Origin of the sequence: Granulicella paludicola, from assembly GCF_025685545.1 — a bacterium.
GTDB lineage: Bacteria > Acidobacteriota > Terriglobia > Terriglobales > Acidobacteriaceae > Granulicella > Granulicella paludicola.
This window is the reverse complement of record NZ_JAGSYC010000026.1, coordinates 920,524-935,135: the sequence shown is the minus strand read 5'-3', so window position 1 is coordinate 935,135 and position 14,612 is coordinate 920,524. Positions and strand designations below refer to the sequence as shown.

The 14,612-nt window shown below is 60.8% G+C and carries 14 protein-coding genes; 5 read left to right on the top strand and 9 right to left on the bottom strand.

Features of this window, described 5'->3' with window-relative positions; translation table 11 throughout:
• Positions 1–60 precede the first annotated feature (60 nt).
• From aroF to trpB, 5 genes are all read right to left on the bottom strand, one after another.
• Positions 61–1,104 (bottom strand): 3-deoxy-7-phosphoheptulonate synthase, encoded by a 1,044-nt coding sequence (gene aroF, locus OHL14_RS19505; RefSeq protein ID WP_263381044.1) that lies wholly within the window; start codon positions 1,102–1,104, stop codon positions 61–63.
• 30 nt (positions 1,105–1,134) lie between these two features.
• A complete protein-coding gene (gene pheA, locus OHL14_RS19500) occupies positions 1,135–1,392 on the bottom strand; it encodes a chorismate mutase (RefSeq protein WP_263381043.1) in 258 nt (85 codons plus the stop codon).
• A gap of 96 nt (positions 1,393–1,488) precedes the next feature.
• Positions 1,489–2,256 (bottom strand): tryptophan synthase subunit alpha, encoded by a 768-nt coding sequence (gene trpA / locus OHL14_RS19495; protein WP_263381042.1) that lies wholly within the window; start codon positions 2,254–2,256, stop codon positions 1,489–1,491.
• Positions 2,257–2,259: 3 nt separating this feature from the next.
• A complete protein-coding gene (locus OHL14_RS19490; RefSeq protein ID WP_263381041.1) occupies positions 2,260–2,667 on the bottom strand; it encodes a hypothetical protein in 408 nt (135 codons plus the stop codon).
• Entirely contained in the window at positions 2,664–3,875 is a 1,212-nt protein-coding gene (gene trpB, locus OHL14_RS19485; protein WP_263381163.1) for a tryptophan synthase subunit beta, read from the bottom strand. Before trpB ends, OHL14_RS19490 begins: the two co-directional genes overlap by 4 nt.
• A gap of 547 nt (positions 3,876–4,422) precedes the next feature.
• Here trpB and OHL14_RS19480 point away from each other — a divergent pair.
• Positions 4,423–4,593: a hypothetical protein gene (locus tag OHL14_RS19480; RefSeq protein WP_263381040.1), complete on the top strand. Its 171-nt coding sequence runs from the start codon at positions 4,423–4,425 to the stop codon at positions 4,591–4,593.
• Positions 4,594–4,660: 67 nt separating this feature from the next.
• Here OHL14_RS19480 and OHL14_RS19475 read toward each other — a convergent pair whose 3' ends face one another.
• From OHL14_RS19475 to trpC, 3 genes are read right to left on the bottom strand one after another with little or no spacing between them, the layout of a single operon-like run.
• Positions 4,661–5,269, bottom strand: coding sequence for a histidine phosphatase family protein (locus OHL14_RS19475; RefSeq protein ID WP_263381039.1), 609 nt, complete (start codon positions 5,267–5,269; stop codon positions 4,661–4,663).
• A 48-nt stretch (positions 5,270–5,317) separates the two neighbouring features.
• Positions 5,318–6,007, bottom strand: coding sequence for a phosphoribosylanthranilate isomerase (locus tag OHL14_RS19470; RefSeq protein WP_263381038.1), 690 nt, complete (start codon positions 6,005–6,007; stop codon positions 5,318–5,320).
• A 41-nt stretch (positions 6,008–6,048) separates the two neighbouring features.
• Positions 6,049–6,852, bottom strand: coding sequence for an indole-3-glycerol phosphate synthase TrpC (gene trpC / locus OHL14_RS19465; protein ID WP_396271434.1), 804 nt, complete (start codon positions 6,850–6,852; stop codon positions 6,049–6,051).
• Positions 6,853–7,041: 189 nt separating this feature from the next.
• On the opposite strand from trpC, the gene OHL14_RS19460 reads away from it, so the two are divergent.
• A complete protein-coding gene (locus OHL14_RS19460) occupies positions 7,042–7,518 on the top strand; it encodes a DUF6916 family protein (RefSeq protein WP_263381036.1) in 477 nt (158 codons plus the stop codon).
• Between the two features lie 55 nt (positions 7,519–7,573).
• Complete coding sequence (locus OHL14_RS19455) at positions 7,574–8,182, top strand: TMEM175 family protein (protein ID WP_263381035.1); 609 nt, start codon at positions 7,574–7,576, stop codon at positions 8,180–8,182.
• 33 nt (positions 8,183–8,215) lie between these two features.
• Here the strand turns inward: OHL14_RS19455 and acnA are convergent, their stop codons facing one another.
• Positions 8,216–11,110, bottom strand: coding sequence for an aconitate hydratase (gene acnA, locus OHL14_RS19450; protein WP_263381034.1), 2,895 nt, complete (start codon positions 11,108–11,110; stop codon positions 8,216–8,218).
• 438 nt (positions 11,111–11,548) lie between these two features.
• On the opposite strand from acnA, the gene OHL14_RS19445 reads away from it, so the two are divergent.
• Positions 11,549–12,781: a YXWGXW repeat-containing protein gene (locus OHL14_RS19445; protein WP_263381033.1), complete on the top strand. Its 1,233-nt coding sequence runs from the start codon at positions 11,549–11,551 to the stop codon at positions 12,779–12,781.
• A gap of 169 nt (positions 12,782–12,950) precedes the next feature.
• Positions 12,951–14,540 (top strand): YXWGXW repeat-containing protein, encoded by a 1,590-nt coding sequence (locus tag OHL14_RS19440; protein WP_263381032.1) that lies wholly within the window; start codon positions 12,951–12,953, stop codon positions 14,538–14,540.
• Positions 14,541–14,612: the final 72 nt, after the last annotated feature.

The window sequence follows — 14,612 nt, the reverse complement described above, 5'->3', positions numbered from 1 at the left end:
CCTTCAAAGGGTGCGATAGTGGCGCGGCTAAAGCCGCGCCCTACCGATTCGGCGAGGTACCTACGCGTGTACTTTTTCGACCGCCGGAGCGATACTGCGGTCCATCACAGGAGCGAGTTTGCGTAGCTGTTCTACCAGCTTCGTCAGCTGCTCCGGCGTCAGCGACTGAGCACCATCGCTCATTGCCTTGTCCGGATTCGGGTGCATCTCCATCAGCAGGCCGTCTGCGCCTGCAGCGACGGCGGCGCGTGCCATCGGCGGAACGAACTCGCGGATACCGACACCGTGCGAAGGATCGCCGAAGACCGGCAGGTGCGTCAGCTTCTTCAGCACCGGGATCGCCGAGATGTCCATCGTATTGCGCGTCGCCGTCTCGTAGGTGCGGATTCCGCGCTCACACAGCATCAGGTCATAGTTGCCGCCGCTCAGAATGTACTCCGCCGACAGCAGGACCTCTTCAATCGTCGCGGCAATACCGCGCTTCAGCAGCACGGGCTTGCGGACATGGCCGAGCTCGCGCAGAAGGTTGAAGTTCTGCATGTTGCGCGCACCGACCTGAAAGCAGTCGATGTATGGGAGCATGGTTTCGATCTGCGAGATCTCCATTACCTCGGTGATGACGAGCAGGCCGTTTTCATCGGCAGCCTCACGCATGATCTTCAGGCCTTCGACGCCCATGCCCTGGAAGCTGTACGGCGAGCTGCGTGGTTTGTACGCGCCGCCACGCAGGAACTGCGCGCCTGCAGCGGCCACCTGCTTCGCGCTCAGGCGAATCTGGTCGCGGCTTTCGACAGAACACGGACCTGCCATGATGACGATCTCCTCACCGCCAACCACCACGCCGTTGGGGAAGGTGATGCGTGTGCCTTCAGGACGGAAGCCACGCCCAGCAAGCTTGTACGGCGACGAAATGCGATACGCCTGGTGTACGCCCGAAAGCACCTGGAACTCTGTCACCTCGAAGTGGCCGGGAGTTCCCACGCCCGCGAGAATAGTCTGCGTCTCACCAGTCGTCCGGTGAACGTTGAAACCAAGTTCAACCATGCGCTCGATTACATTCTGAATCTGTTCATCTGTTGCCTGGTCCTGCATTGCGACGATCATCACGAAGTTCCCTCTCTTAATCTCTTGTCGTTACTGCTTTTGCAGCGAGCGCATCAGGTCGATGATGCGCTCATATACGTCTCGTACCTGTCCGCCGGTAAGCGGGCCCGGGTTCACCTGCTGCACATGCTCGAAGACCCGCTCTTCCCGCTTCGGTTCATACACGGGAGAGCTGACCTTCGCCTTTAATTTGCCAATCTCCACGGCCGCAGCCGCTCGCTCATTCAGCAGACGAACAATCTGTTCGTCCAGGTCATCGATCTTGTTACGCCAGTCGGCGATCTCCATAAAACCTCGTGCAAAAGATGAGTAGGAACGTTGCCCGCTCGTCGCGCGGTCCCTACGATGATACGTTTCCGGCAGCGCACCTCACAGCCGATCTGCTTAGGAACCCGACTTCAGGCTGCGGACAAAATCGCCCACGGCCTTGGCCGCGTCGGCTGCAGGAGTCTTTTCAACCAGCGCCACAATCGCGCTGCCAACCACTGCCGCATCCGCAAACTCCGCCACCGCCCGCACATGCTGCGGCGTAGACACGCCGAAGCCCAGCGCAACCGGCAGCTTTGTAAATCGCTTGATGCGCTCGACCAGCCCCTGCGCATCGTTCGCCAGCTCGGTCTGCGCGCCCGTAATGCCGACACGCGAGATGGCATAGACAAAGCCCTGCGAAGCCTCTGCGATAGCCTTCAGTCTAGAATCCGGCGACGTTGGCGCAGCGAGAAAGACTGGTGCAAGATCGTACTTCTGCATCAACGGCAGATACCCGCCCGCCTCCTCAACGATCAAGTCGGTCAACAGCACACCATCCGCGCCGGCCTCCTTCGCGGCCTTCGCAAAGGCCTCCATGCCGAATCGAACGACAGGGTTGAGATAGCTGAAGAGGATGATTCCCGCCTGCGGACGTGCGTCGCGAATCTCCTTGCAGATACCGAGCACATCACTCAACCGCGTGCCCTTCGCCACGGCGCGCTCGCTGGCCCGCTGAATCACAGGCCCATCGGCAAGCGGATCACTGAACGGCACACCAAGCTCGATAACATCCGCACCACTATCGATAGCGGCAATCGCCATGTCGCGCGTGGTGCTGAGGTCTGGGTCGCCCGCGGTGAAGTAGATGACCAGGCCAGGCTTATTTGAGAAGTCTATCGGCATTAGCTATTCGTTTCCTCTGCGTGATATGGGCTCGTCGATAACTTCCCAACTTTCCGCCAGTGTTTCAAAGCAACCCACACTATCCGTGTAGATCATGTAGTGATGAACTTCAGTCGCACGAGAACGCTTCTGCGCGCTAGGCGTGAACCATTTTTCTCGCCATGCCGACTGCTCGACTTCAACCAATTTGTCATAGCTGCCTTCGATTTGTTCGAGGTTGCAGAATGATTCGGCAGTCCGCAAGATCATCATTGGCCGCGTGAACTTGATTGCAACATGCCGTACTTCCCCGGTGTCCTTTTTCGCATAAACAAAGCAGTAACTGGAGTCCTTCCAGTCGGCTTCTTTGAGAAATCCAGTTGAAGGAACTGGCACTTCATAGAGAGTTTTAGTTACAAGCTTGGAGGTCAACCCTTGGCCTCCCCACTCAAATCCATCTCCGCGCGCAGAATCCCAAGGTCCTTATCGCCGCGACCGCTGACGTTCACCATAATGATCTTGTCCTTGCCCATCGTCGGCGCCAGCTTAATCGCCTCGGCCACAGCATGCGCCGACTCCAGCGCAGGGATAATGCCCTCCGTACGCGAGAGCACCTTCACCGCATCCAGAGCTTCAGCATCCGTCGCGCTGGTATACGTCGCGCGGCCCGAGTCATGCAGCATCGCATGCTCCGGTCCGACACTCGCGTAATCCAGACCCGCCGAGACACTATGCGTCGTAGCCACCTGCCCTGCGTTGTCCTGCAACACATAGCTGTACGTTCCCTGCAACACGCCCGGAACTCCGCCGCCGTTCTTCTGGAAACGCGCCGCATGCTCACCCAGAGCCGTGCCACGCCCGCCAGCCTCTACGCCGATCAACGCGACACTGGCATCCGGGATGTACTCATAAAATGCGCCGATCGCATTCGATCCGCCGCCGACGCACGCCACGATCGCATCGGGCAGACGGCCTTCCTGCTCTAGGATCTGCTGCTTCGATTCCTTGCTGATCACGCGGTGGAAGTCGCGCACCATCGTCGGATACGGGTGCGAGCCCAGCGCCGAGCCGAGGATATAAAACGTCGAGCGCACGTTCGTGACCCAGTCGCGCATCGCCTCGTTGATCGCGTCCTTCAGCGTCGCCGAGCCGGAGTTGACGCCGCGCACCTCGGCACCCAGCAGACGCATACGGTAGACGTTCGGCTCCTGGCGGCGCATATCCTCTTCGCCCATGTACACAACGCACTCCAAGCCGAACAACGCACAGACGGTGGCCGTCGCAACACCATGCTGGCCTGCGCCCGTCTCCGCGATGATGCGGTGTTTGCCCATGCGCCGCGCCAGCAGAGCTTGTCCCAGCGCGTTGTTGATCTTGTGCGCGCCGGTGTGCAGCAGGTCCTCGCGCTTCAAATAAATCTTTGCTCCACCCAGCGTTTCGCTCAACCGCTTCGCGTAGTACAGCGGCGTAGGCCGACCTACATAGTTCTTCAGCAGACCATCAAGCTCGGCGTGGAACGCTGGATCTTTCTGCGCCGCCTCATACGCGGCATCAAGCTCCAGCAGAGCGGCCATCAGTGTCTCAGGAACATAGCGTCCGCCGTAGACACCGAAGCGACCGGGCGTGGAGGACGCGGGCATCGGCGCAGGGCTAGTGAGTTGACTCGTACTGTGGGCGGTGGTGCTCATAACCGTCTTCCTCTTCTTTCAAAGCCTTCAAATACATACAGAGTGCTAAAACACGAAAGCCGCAACCTTGTGGGGTCGCGGCACGGGGAGGAGAATCTTGAGAATCGCTCTAGGAACTTCGGTTCCGCGCGATGCTACTCCACCGATGCCGCTACGAGAGGCCAGTAGCGGAACGAAGGGGTAAATCGCGGGCTGAAGAAGTTTTGCATTACCTGACCACCTTACACCCGTCTGGCTTTTCGCTGCAAGCAGAGAAACGCCAGCTTAGAAATATCCCAGCCCGGCAATCATCAGGGCCGCAGCGAACCACACTCGTAAACAACACGATGCTAGGACATGCGAATACACCCCGCGCTACTTATTTCCGTAGTCTTTCCTCAATCAATATGCGTTTGCGGATATGAATTCTGTTCACAAAAAGTTGCTTCGCTCTTCGCAATTTTCTGAATCCAGTCAGTACCCTGTGGCGTCCTATGGATGTAGCACAGGAGGTCACACAATGAAGAGCATCAAGTCTCTTGCAATGATGATCACCCTGGCTGTGGTGGCCGCTCCCGTGGTTGCGTATGCTCGCCCGACACTCGGTGCCCAGCACTCGCATACTTTGACCGCCCATGATCACACGGAGCAGGCGCACACCAGGACGATTCCCGCCCACCAGACGCACTAAGGCGTCCTAATTGGAGACCTCGCGATGAGCGCTCATCGCGAACACTCTCTCCAAATACCTTCAAAATCTAATCAATCTTCCACAGAGTTCCATTGAATGCTGCAGTTACGACCTGCGTGTTTTGCACCCAGTAGGCGTCGTCAAAAGCACGAAATTCGCGCATTTTCTTGGTAGGCGTCCACTCTGGGTGCAAGACCGTCAGGCGCAAGGCCTGGATGAAATGTCCGTGCGTGAAGACCATTACGGGTGATGTCACCTCCAGCCCCGCAAGCTGGTTGAATGTGTTCTCCGCCCGATGCAGCATCATCGCAAAGCTCTCCGCCCCGCCGCCATACCGCAAATCTGGATCGGCCGTCATCCAATAATGGTCGACCTCGTGCATCATGTCCTTCGGCTCTCCGCCCGTCCAATGCGCGGGGTCCCAGAAAGTGAACTCGTAGATAGGCCAAGTCTCAACCGGCGCCTCAGGAAATCGAGCAATGGTCGGAGCAGCGGTCTGCTGTGTCCTCAGGAACGGCGAAACCGCAATCAGGCTCGGCGTAATTGTCCACTTTGCCGCCAGCTCGCGAGCCTGCTGCTTTCCAAGCTCCGTCAGCGGAACCTCCGAGAACACCTTCGTGGGTTCGCCAACATTGGCCGTGCTCTGTCCGTGCCGAATGAAAAGTACGCTCGTCATCCCTACCAGTGTACGGCGGTCCGATAGCGCGTTTCGTGAAAGAACCAGCTAGCTAGCCGACTTTGCGGCCCTCAGAAAGGCACGCAGCTTCTGCGGATCTTTCTTGCCGGCTTCCGCTTCGACACCGCTGGCGACATCCACACCCCACGGCTGCAGTGTCGCAATGGCCCCTGCCACGTTCTCCGGATTCAACCCGCCCGCCAGGATCACATGCGGAGCCTCATCCCCAAAGGCAGCCCGCGTGCGCTGCACAATTTTTCCTGCGCGCTCCCAGTCAAAGCTCACGCCCAGTCCGCCGGAGTTGCCCGATTTCGCAGCATCCAGCAGTACCGCCCACACCTTCGGCTCGCCAAACACCAGTCGCAGTGCAGCCTCGAACCGCGCGTCGTGGTCCTCGCGGTCCGTCGGCTCCAGCTCATACGCCATCATCTGAATAATCTTGATCTTGGGCAGCTCTTCGGCCAGTTCATGCACCAGCGTCGCGTTGAACGTCCCATGCAGCTGCACGGCAGTCAGACCCGCCACCTGCACTGCCCCTTCGATCTGACCGGCGTCGTCCGTTGCGAACACGCCAACCTTCTCCACCCGGGCAGGCAGCCGCTTCACAATCTCACATACCTCTTCAGGTGTCACCTGCCGACGGCTCTGGGCAAACACAAATCCCAGCGCGTCTGCACCCAACTCCACGGCCAGCAGGGCGTCGTCAACATTGGTGTTCGCGCATATCTTGGCCCACATATAGCTTTCCCTCTAGCCCCAGCTGGTCTCTTCGTATCTGATTATCGTGCTGCTTCTAACAGACGCTTTAATCCGTCTCCGGGATGCTGCTGCCGCATCAGAGATTCCCCAATGAGGAACGCCTCATACCCCGCCGCGCGCAGACGCTTCATGTCTTCAGACGAGTGAATCCCACTCTCCGCCACCTTCACCGACGACTCCGGCAGCCGCGACGCCAGCTCACACGCTCGATCCAGCGACACCTCGAACGTCTTCAAATCGCGGCTGTTCACGCCCACACACTCGCACTCCAGCGAGAGAGCACGCTCCAGCTCATCGCCATCATGCACCTCGCACAACACATCGAGCTCCAGTGCCTTCGCCGTACTTCGCAACGTCCGCAACTCCGAGTCGTTCAGCGCCGCCACGATCAGCAGAATCGCATCAGCGCCGTTCGCGCGCGCCTCCAGCACCTGGAACGGGTCCACCATGAAATCCTTGCGCAGACACGGAATCGTCACCGCTGCGCTGGCCCGCCGCAGGTTCTCGAGAGACCCCTGGAAGAACCGTTCATCGGTCAGCACCGAAAGCACTGCCGCTCCACCAGCCTCCATCATCGGAGCCAGCTCCGCCGCCTCAAAGCCTTCGCGGATCAACCCCTTCGATGGCGAAGCCTTCTTCAGCTCCGCGATCACGGCGAGTCCTTCCGCGCTAGCCTTCGCTCGTAGCGCTCGCGCGAACCCTCGCGGCACATGGGTCGCCGCCGCCTGCTCCAGAGCCGAGAAATCTGCTGAAGCCTTCCGCTCAGCCACTACCGTCCGCGTATGCGCCAGTATCTCCGGCAGGTACATCGTCTTTTCGGTCATGATCGCCATACCCTCCCATGCTAACGGCCAGCCAACCCACCTGCCTATCCCAGACGACTAAAAGCATCTCCGAAAATCCCTAACCCACACCTTTTCCGCTTTTTAGATGCACTCCGCCTCCCGCTGTCGTATGATGAGGCCACTCCTCAAGCAGAGCCTTACCAACTTTTCAGTATCCCCGGGTCCTCCATGGCTACACGTCGGCATTTTCTCGCGCTCTCCTCGGCCGCGCTCGCCTGGGCAGCTTCAACACGGAAGCTCTTTGCTCAAGCCAGCAACCGGCTCGGCATCCCTCGCTTCTCGAACGCCGCTCTAGGCGCCTATCAACAAGGCTTGCTTACGCGAACAAACTTTGAGTCCGTCGTCGGCTCCAGCTTCCATATCTACATGGACAATCAGCAAATATCTGAACTGCAGCTGGCCGTGGTAACCAGTCCATACGACACCACGGTCACCGATCAGCCCACACGACCCGGCGCCATCCCCATCAAGCGCCCTTCCCCTAAGCAGACCTTCGCCGTCAAGTTCACCTCCGGCTCGACCTCGGTGCCACAGGACTCCTATGTGGTCGATCACGGTACACTCGGCAGTTTCTCTGTCTTCCTCGTGCCCGGCCCCAAGTCGGCCAACGCCAACACCTGCACCGCCACCTTCTACTACCTCTAAAGCTTCCCGGCAGAAGATCATTGCCGCCGCTGCCGCCTTGCCTCAGAATGGGGCCATGTACAAAAAGCAGCGTATCGAGGCACTCAGCGACGGCATCTTTGCCATCGCCATGACGTTGCTTGTACTCGACCTCAAGGTCCCCACCACCTTCCCCCACGGCCAGGTATGGGCCGCCATCAAGCCCGAGTGGGAGCAGTGGATCAGCTTCGCACTCACCTTCGGCCTCGCCGCCCGCTTCTGGACCTTGCAGCACGACGTCTTTCAGGCCGTAGAAACCGTGGGCCGCAGTGCGCTGATCTCCACCTTCGCCTTCCTCGGCCTCATCTCCATCCTGCCCTACACCACCTCCCTGCTCGGCGCCCACTTCTCCGACCCCTCCGTACTCACCCTCTACTTCATCCACGAGTTCGCCATCGCCGCCGTACTCGCTCTCAAGCTCGAGCTCTGCAGCGCCCACGGCCACATCCATAACGACGCCAACCTGTTGCCACTCCGCGTACGCCTCTACGGCATGTGCGCCTCGCTGGTGGCCTGCCTCTTCGGCGTCTGGCTCCTGCCCCTGCGCTGGCTCTTTGTAGCTCCTGTCGGCATGGGTGTGCTTGAACGGAGAATCAGTGCCCACCTTCGCCGCAACGAAACCAAACGGCAAAGCCTCCCGGAGTGATCCGGGAGGCTTCGCTGTGTTCTTTTCCTGATCTTACGCCTTGCCCGCCAGCTGCCGCAGCACATACTGCAGAATGCCGCCATGCTGGTAGTACAGAATCTCCTGCGGCGTATCGATACGCACCGTCGCAGTAAACTCTGTCTTCTTCCCGTCCGCAGCGGTCGCAGTGACTTTCATCTCCTTGCCACCGGCGAACTTGTCATCGAGCATCGCCTTCAGCCCACTCAGCGAGAACGTCTCCTCACCCGTTAGTCCAAATGACTCGGCATGCTCACCCGCTTTGAACTGCAGCGGCAAAATTCCCATGCCGACCAGGTTGGAGCGGTGGATGCGCTCATAGCTCTCAGCGATCACAAACTTGATGCCCAGCAGCCGAGGTCCCTTGGCCGCCCAGTCGCGCGACGATCCAGAGCCATACTCCTTACCCGCCAGGATCGCGAGCGGCGTTCCACGCTTGGCATACTCCACCGACGCATCATAGATCGACATCCCGGTACCCTCCGGCAGAAGGCGCGTCACGCCGCCCTCCGTGCCCGGAGCCAGCTTGTTGCGCAGGCGAACGTTCGCAAATGTGCCCCGCACCATTACCTCGTGGTTGCCACGACGGCTGCCGTAGGAGTTGAAGTCGTGCGGCTTTACGCCGTTCTCGCTGAGGTATTTGCCCGCCGGTCCGTTCAGCTTGATCGAACCCGCCGGAGAAATATGGTCCGTCGTCACCGAATCGCCCAGCACTGCCAGCACCCGTGCGTCGGCGATCTCCGTCACCTCTGCCGGTGTCGCAGGCATGCCGTCGAAGTACGGAGCCTTGCGGATGTAGGTCGAATCCGTCTCCCAGCCATACACCTCACCGCTCGGGAACTTCAAGTTCTGCCAGTTCGCATCGCCATCGCTCACCGTCGCATACTGCGTGCGGAACATCGTGGAATCGATGCAGCTTGCCACCGTATCCGCGACCTCCTTCTGCGTCGGCCAGATGTCCTTCAGGTAGATCGGATGGCCGTCCTGGTCGTCGCCGATGGGATCGTTCACGAAATCATGTGCGATATGTCCTGCCAGCGCATACGCCACCACCAGCGGTGGGCTCATCAGGTAGTTCGCCCGAACCTCCGGCGAAATACGGCCTTCGAAGTTACGATTGCCCGACAGCACCGACACCGCAACCAGGCCTTCCTTCTCGATCGCGCTCGAAACATCCGTAGGCAGAGGGCCAGAGTTGCCGATACAGGTCGTGCAGCCATAGCCAACGACCTGGAACCGCAGCTTGTCGAGATACGGCAGCAGCCCAGCACGGGTGTAATAGTCCGTCACCACGCGCGATCCCGGAGCCAGCGACGTCTTCACCCACGGAGGCGTCGTCAGCCCCTTCTCGACGGCTTTCTTCGCCAGCAAACCGGCGGCCATCATCACATATGGATTGCTCGTGTTGGTACAGCTCGTAATCGCTGCAATCACAATCGAACCGTCGCAGAGATACTTCTCCGGGTCGACACCAAACCGCGCCTGTACCGAATGCGCTGTCTCCGTAGTTCCAACCGAGGCACCATCGCCGCCGCGATCTTCATGCGTCGTCGTCAGCACCGTCACCAGCTCCGGAACCTCTGGCGCGGGTGAGCCCTTGCTACTGGCAAGATCGCCGCTCAGCGAAGTATGCCCACCCTCACCCTCCCAGCGCACCATCTGTTTCACGACCGCCTTATTCGCGTTAAGTCCTTGCAGCGCAGGCAGCTGCTTCGCAAAGCTGGCAGGCGTCTCTGACAGCAGCACACGGTCCTGAGGGCGCTTCGGTCCAGCCACGCTCGGCTCTACCGTGCTGAGGTCCAGCTCCAACGTCGCCGAGTACTCCGCCTCCGCCGCCTCTGCCGTGTGGAACATGCCCTGCGCCTTGTAGTAATCCTCCACCAGCGTAATCTGCTCGTCCGTACGTCCCGTCAGCTTCAGGTAGCGCAGCGTCTCCGCATCCACCGGAAAGATGCCGCAGGTCGCGCCGTACTCGGGAGCCATGTTTGCAATCGTCGCGCGATCTGCCAGCGGCAGCTCGCTGATGCCAGGCCCAAAGAACTCCACAAACTTGCCGACGACACCCAGCTTGCGCAACGCCTCGGTCACTGTCAGCACCAGGTCCGTTGCAGTCGTGCCTTCCTTCAGCTTCCCGCTCAGTTTGAAGCCCACCACCTGCGGCACCAGCATCGACACCGGTTGTCCCAGCATGGCAGCCTCTGCCTCGATGCCGCCCACGCCCCAGCCCAGCACGCCCAGGCCGTTCACCATCGTCGTGTGCGAATCCGTGCCGACCAGCGTGTCCGGGTACGCCGTCACCGAACCATCTTCTTCCGTCTTCGTGAAGGTCACCCGGGCAAGGTATTCCAGATTCACCTGGTGACAGATGCCCATGCCCGGCGGCACTGCGCTGAAGTTGTTGAACGCCGTTTGTCCCCACTTGAGAAACGCATAGCGCTCACGGTTACGCGTGAACTCCAGCGCCGCATTCAGGTCATACGCGTTCGGCGTGCCATACTCATCCACCTGCACCGAGTGGTCAATCACCAGCTCCGCTGGCTGCAGTGGATTGATCTTCTCCGGATCGCCGCCCAGCACCTTCATCGCATCGCGCATCGCGGCCAGATCCACGATCGCAGGTACGCCGGTGAAATCCTGCATCAGCACACGCGCAGGCATATACGCGATCTCGCGGCTCGGCTCCGCCTTGGCATCCCAGTTCGCGAGGAACTTGATGTCATCGGCCGTAACGGTCTTGCCGTCCTCGCAGCGCAGCAGGTTTTCAAGCAGAATGCGCAACGAAAACGGCAGCTTCGCAAGCTTCGTATCCTTCAGCGCTGCAAGGCTGTAGTAATTCACGGTCTGGCTGCCGCTCTTCAGCGTGGCGGCGGCGTTAAAGCTGTTGGGGTGAGTCGACTTTGCTTCTGACATGACGCGGGTCTCCTGATCTATCGCGGGGAGTTCTGCGCTTCAAACGCAGAACCCGGGATGATGCGGCTTTAGAGGTTTCCGGGGGCCGCTGCGACGCCTACGTAGGCTCTCAGCGGCAAATATTTTGTAAGGGGTACGGGAAAGTCGCGGCTCTAGCTGCGACCGCGGTCATGTCGTCCGCGGCGAAAGCGCTTGACGCGCGGTGCCTGCACGGCGCGCGTGCGGCTGTCGAGGTTTGCCGGTCGTTCGCAGCTCGTCATGCCAAGATTTTACCCCCACCCTTCGACCTTTCGCATCCGCCAACGTCTTTCTGCTGAACGTCCTTCCGCTGATACCCTGTAACCCTCAACCGCATCTCAAGAAAGCGTGCCTCCGTGCCCGGTAAACAGCCCGGCACAGAAACTTTCCCCCGGCACGGGAGTTAGAAAGACTATGACGATGACGACTACGTCCGCTTCCAGCAAGTTTCTCCGCCGCTTGCCCCATCTCGCTGGCCTCGCAGCCGCGCTGGCCTTCGGCACCGCCGCCTACGCCCAGCAGACTGCTCCGTCGCCTGACGACTCCGGCCCCGATCCCGCACTGGCCAACATGGCCCCCGGCGATGCCGCCGCTGCCCAGCAGCAGTTGTCTCCGGTCGTTGCCCAGCCAACGACCAATCAATATGCCGCGCCCCAGAATCAGCTCAGCGGCCCTCCGCCACAGCAGGCCCCTGCTCCCATCGTCCGCAGTGCTCCCAGCCCACAGCAGCCGGTAGCTGGCTCGCCTGACGACTCATACAACGCTCCGCCCACCGACGTCACCGACCCCCAGGCCGACACCCAGATCGCTGCCGGTCAGCAGGCGCTTGACGACGCCGACATCTCCTCAGATCAGGCGCCCCCCGCACTCCCCGACTACGACCAGCCCGAAGCCCCCGGCGACAACTATCTCTGGACACCCGGCTACTGGGGCTACGGCGATGTCGGCTACTACTGGGTCCCCGGTGTCTGGATCGTCCCGCCTTACTACGGCGCTCTCTGGACCCCCGGCTACTGGGGCTGGTACGGCGGCCGCTACCGCTGGCACGGCGGCTACTGGGGCCTCCACATCGGCTTCTACGGCGGCATCAACTATGGCTTTGGCTACATCGGCACCGGCTACTTCGGCGGTTACTGGCATGGCAACGCCTTCATCTACAACCGCGCCGTGACCAACGTCGGCGCTCGCGTCTCGGTCACCAACGTCTACAACCGCACCGTGGTCTACAACCACGTCACCTACGGCGCGCGTCCCACCGTGCGGGTCAGCTACAACGGTGGACACGGCGGCATCAACATGGCCCCTCGCCCCGGCGAAATGGCCGCGATGCACGAGGCGCACACCGCCGCTCTCCCCGGTCAGCGCAACCTGCGTAACAACGCCGCCCAAAACCCGCAAGCCGCCTTCAACAACAACCATGGGCGTCCGGCCATGACCGCCCAGCAGCAGCCGCTCGGCGCAAATCGCCCCATCGCCAACAATGCTGGCACCTTCCAGCAACGCCAGCAGGTACAGCAGAACCGCGCTCAGCAGCAGCCGCAGCAGGCCCATCAGCAGGGCGCACAGGGTCGTCAGCAGCCGCAGCCTCGGATGCAGCAATCCAGACCTGCAGCCCAGCACCCGGCACCCCACGAAAGCGGCGGAAAGCACTAAAGCGATGCTCAAACCGAAGCGGCCGCCTCCGTTCAGAGGGCAGGCCGCTTTTTCTTGCCACGAAAACGATCTTCCGAACACCCCCCAGCGAACCTCTCGGCATCACAAGACAGTGCATCAAAAGCAGCCGCACCCAGCTGCTCCACGTAAGCAAGGAGCTGTACGTCCCATGAAATCTCATCAGCGCAACACTCGCTATCTCGCCGCAGCCACACTGGCTCTCTCCTCCGCGTTCATCGTTGGTCTCTCGGGCTGCAACGGCTGTGCCAGCGGCAGCAACAGCGCCCCCATCATCTCCGGCAACGGAGGCGTCGACCCCGCAGCCGCCAACATGGCCGCCCCCGTCGCCTCTGGCTCGACCAGTGGTCAGTCCTCCGCCGTCATGGGCACCAGCGCCTCCTATGCCCCGCAGCAGCAGAGCGAAACCTACGGCGAACAAGCTTTGGCCGACACGCAGGGCGGCGATCAGAACTACGCCTACAACGCGCCTCCCCCATCCGACAACGGTGCCGACGCGCAGTACGAATACGCCTCGCAGGCACCGCCAGAGCTTCCTGAATACGATCAGCCACCTGCTCCCGATCCCAACTACCTTTGGACGCCCGGCTACTGGGCCTGGGGTGCTGACGGCTATTACTGGGTTCCCGGTGCCTGGTGCGCCCCACCGTACTATGGCGCTCTCTGGACACCTCCCTACTGGGGCTACTACGGTGGCCGCTACGCCTTCCATCACGGCTACTGGGGACCGCATGTAGGCTTTTACGGCGGCGTTAACTACGGCTACGGTTACATCGGCATAGGCTACTTCGGCGGCTTCTGGCACGGCAACAACTTCTACTACAACCGCAGCGTCACCAACGTAGGCCGCATCAACAACAGCTACGTTTACAACCGCAATGTGGTCTATAACGGTCGCTCTTACAACGCTCGTCCTGACAACCGCGTCAGCTTCAACGGCGGACGTGGCGGCATCAATGTGCGTCCTCGTCCCACCGAACTGGCCGCACGCGGTGAGCAGCATGCTGGCCCTGTCGCTGCCCAGCAGCAACTCCGCCAGTCGTCATTCCAGAACCCGCAACAGCGCTTCAGCGCCAACAACGGTCGTCCGGCTCAGGCCTTTGCCGCTCGCGGTGTCGGCGAAACGCGCGGCATCGCCTCCGCTCCACGCCAAGTGCAGCAGCAGGAGCAGCGCAGCGTAGCCGTGCAGCAACAACAGCAGCAGCGGAACGGGCAGGAACAACAGCGCAACGTTCAGGAACAGCAGCGTAACCAGAACCTGCAACAGCGCAACGAAGTCCAACAGCAGCGCAACGGTCAAGAGCAACAACGTAATGTTCAGGAGCAGCAGCGCAATCAGCAGCTTCAGCAGCATAACGTGCAGGAACAGCAACGGACCCAGCAGGTGCAGCAGCAACAGCGCACTCAGCAAGTGCAGCAGCAGGAGCGTACTCAGCAAGTGCAGCAGCAACAGCGTACACAGCAGGTGCAGCAGCGCAATCAGCAGGTGCAGCAACAGCAGCGTCAGCAGGTCCAACAACAGCAACAGCAGCGAGTTCAGCAGCAGCAGGTACAGCAGCGGCCACAGCAGATGCAGCAGCAGCGCCAGCAGCAGGTTCAACCGCAGCGTGAAGTCCAGCAGCAACGGCCCGAACAGCAGGCTCGCCCTGCCCAGCAGTCAGCGCCGCACGTAGAAGCGCCGCACGCTGCTCCCGCCGCACCCCACGAGGCTCCGCACGAAGGCGGCGGTCACCCCCACTGATCCTCAACCATCCATTAAAAAACGAAGGGCTCGCCATCAGGCGAGCCTTTTCTTTTTCTACTTCCTACTGCC

Excerpts from the sequence above, each read along its gene's own strand:
- OHL14_RS19480 (WP_263381040.1), top strand. The coding sequence starts at position 4,423 with ATGAAGAGCATCAAGTCTCTTGCAATGATGATCACCCTGGCTGTGGTG.
- pheA (WP_263381043.1), bottom strand. The coding sequence starts at position 1,392 with ATGGAGATCGCCGACTGGCGTAACAAGATCGATGACCTGGACGAACAG.
- trpC (WP_396271434.1), bottom strand. The coding sequence starts at position 6,852 with ATGACCGAAAAGACGATGTACCTGCCGGAGATACTGGCGCATACGCGG.
- OHL14_RS19470 (WP_263381038.1), bottom strand. The coding sequence starts at position 6,007 with ATGTGGGCCAAGATATGCGCGAACACCAATGTTGACGACGCCCTGCTG.
- aroF (WP_263381044.1), bottom strand. The coding sequence starts at position 1,104 with ATGATCGTCGCAATGCAGGACCAGGCAACAGATGAACAGATTCAGAAT.
- OHL14_RS19440 (WP_263381032.1), top strand. The coding sequence starts at position 12,951 with ATGAAATCTCATCAGCGCAACACTCGCTATCTCGCCGCAGCCACACTG.
- trpA (WP_263381042.1), bottom strand. The coding sequence starts at position 2,256 with ATGCCGATAGACTTCTCAAATAAGCCTGGCCTGGTCATCTACTTCACC.
- acnA (WP_263381034.1), bottom strand. The coding sequence starts at position 11,110 with ATGTCAGAAGCAAAGTCGACTCACCCCAACAGCTTTAACGCCGCCGCC.
- OHL14_RS19460 (WP_263381036.1), top strand. The coding sequence starts at position 7,042 with ATGGCTACACGTCGGCATTTTCTCGCGCTCTCCTCGGCCGCGCTCGCC.
- trpB (WP_263381163.1), bottom strand. The coding sequence starts at position 3,875 with ATGCCCGCGTCCTCCACGCCCGGTCGCTTCGGTGTCTACGGCGGACGC.
- OHL14_RS19445 (WP_263381033.1), top strand. The coding sequence starts at position 11,549 with ATGACGACTACGTCCGCTTCCAGCAAGTTTCTCCGCCGCTTGCCCCAT.
- OHL14_RS19455 (WP_263381035.1), top strand. The coding sequence starts at position 7,574 with ATGTACAAAAAGCAGCGTATCGAGGCACTCAGCGACGGCATCTTTGCC.
- OHL14_RS19475 (WP_263381039.1), bottom strand. The coding sequence starts at position 5,269 with ATGACGAGCGTACTTTTCATTCGGCACGGACAGAGCACGGCCAATGTT.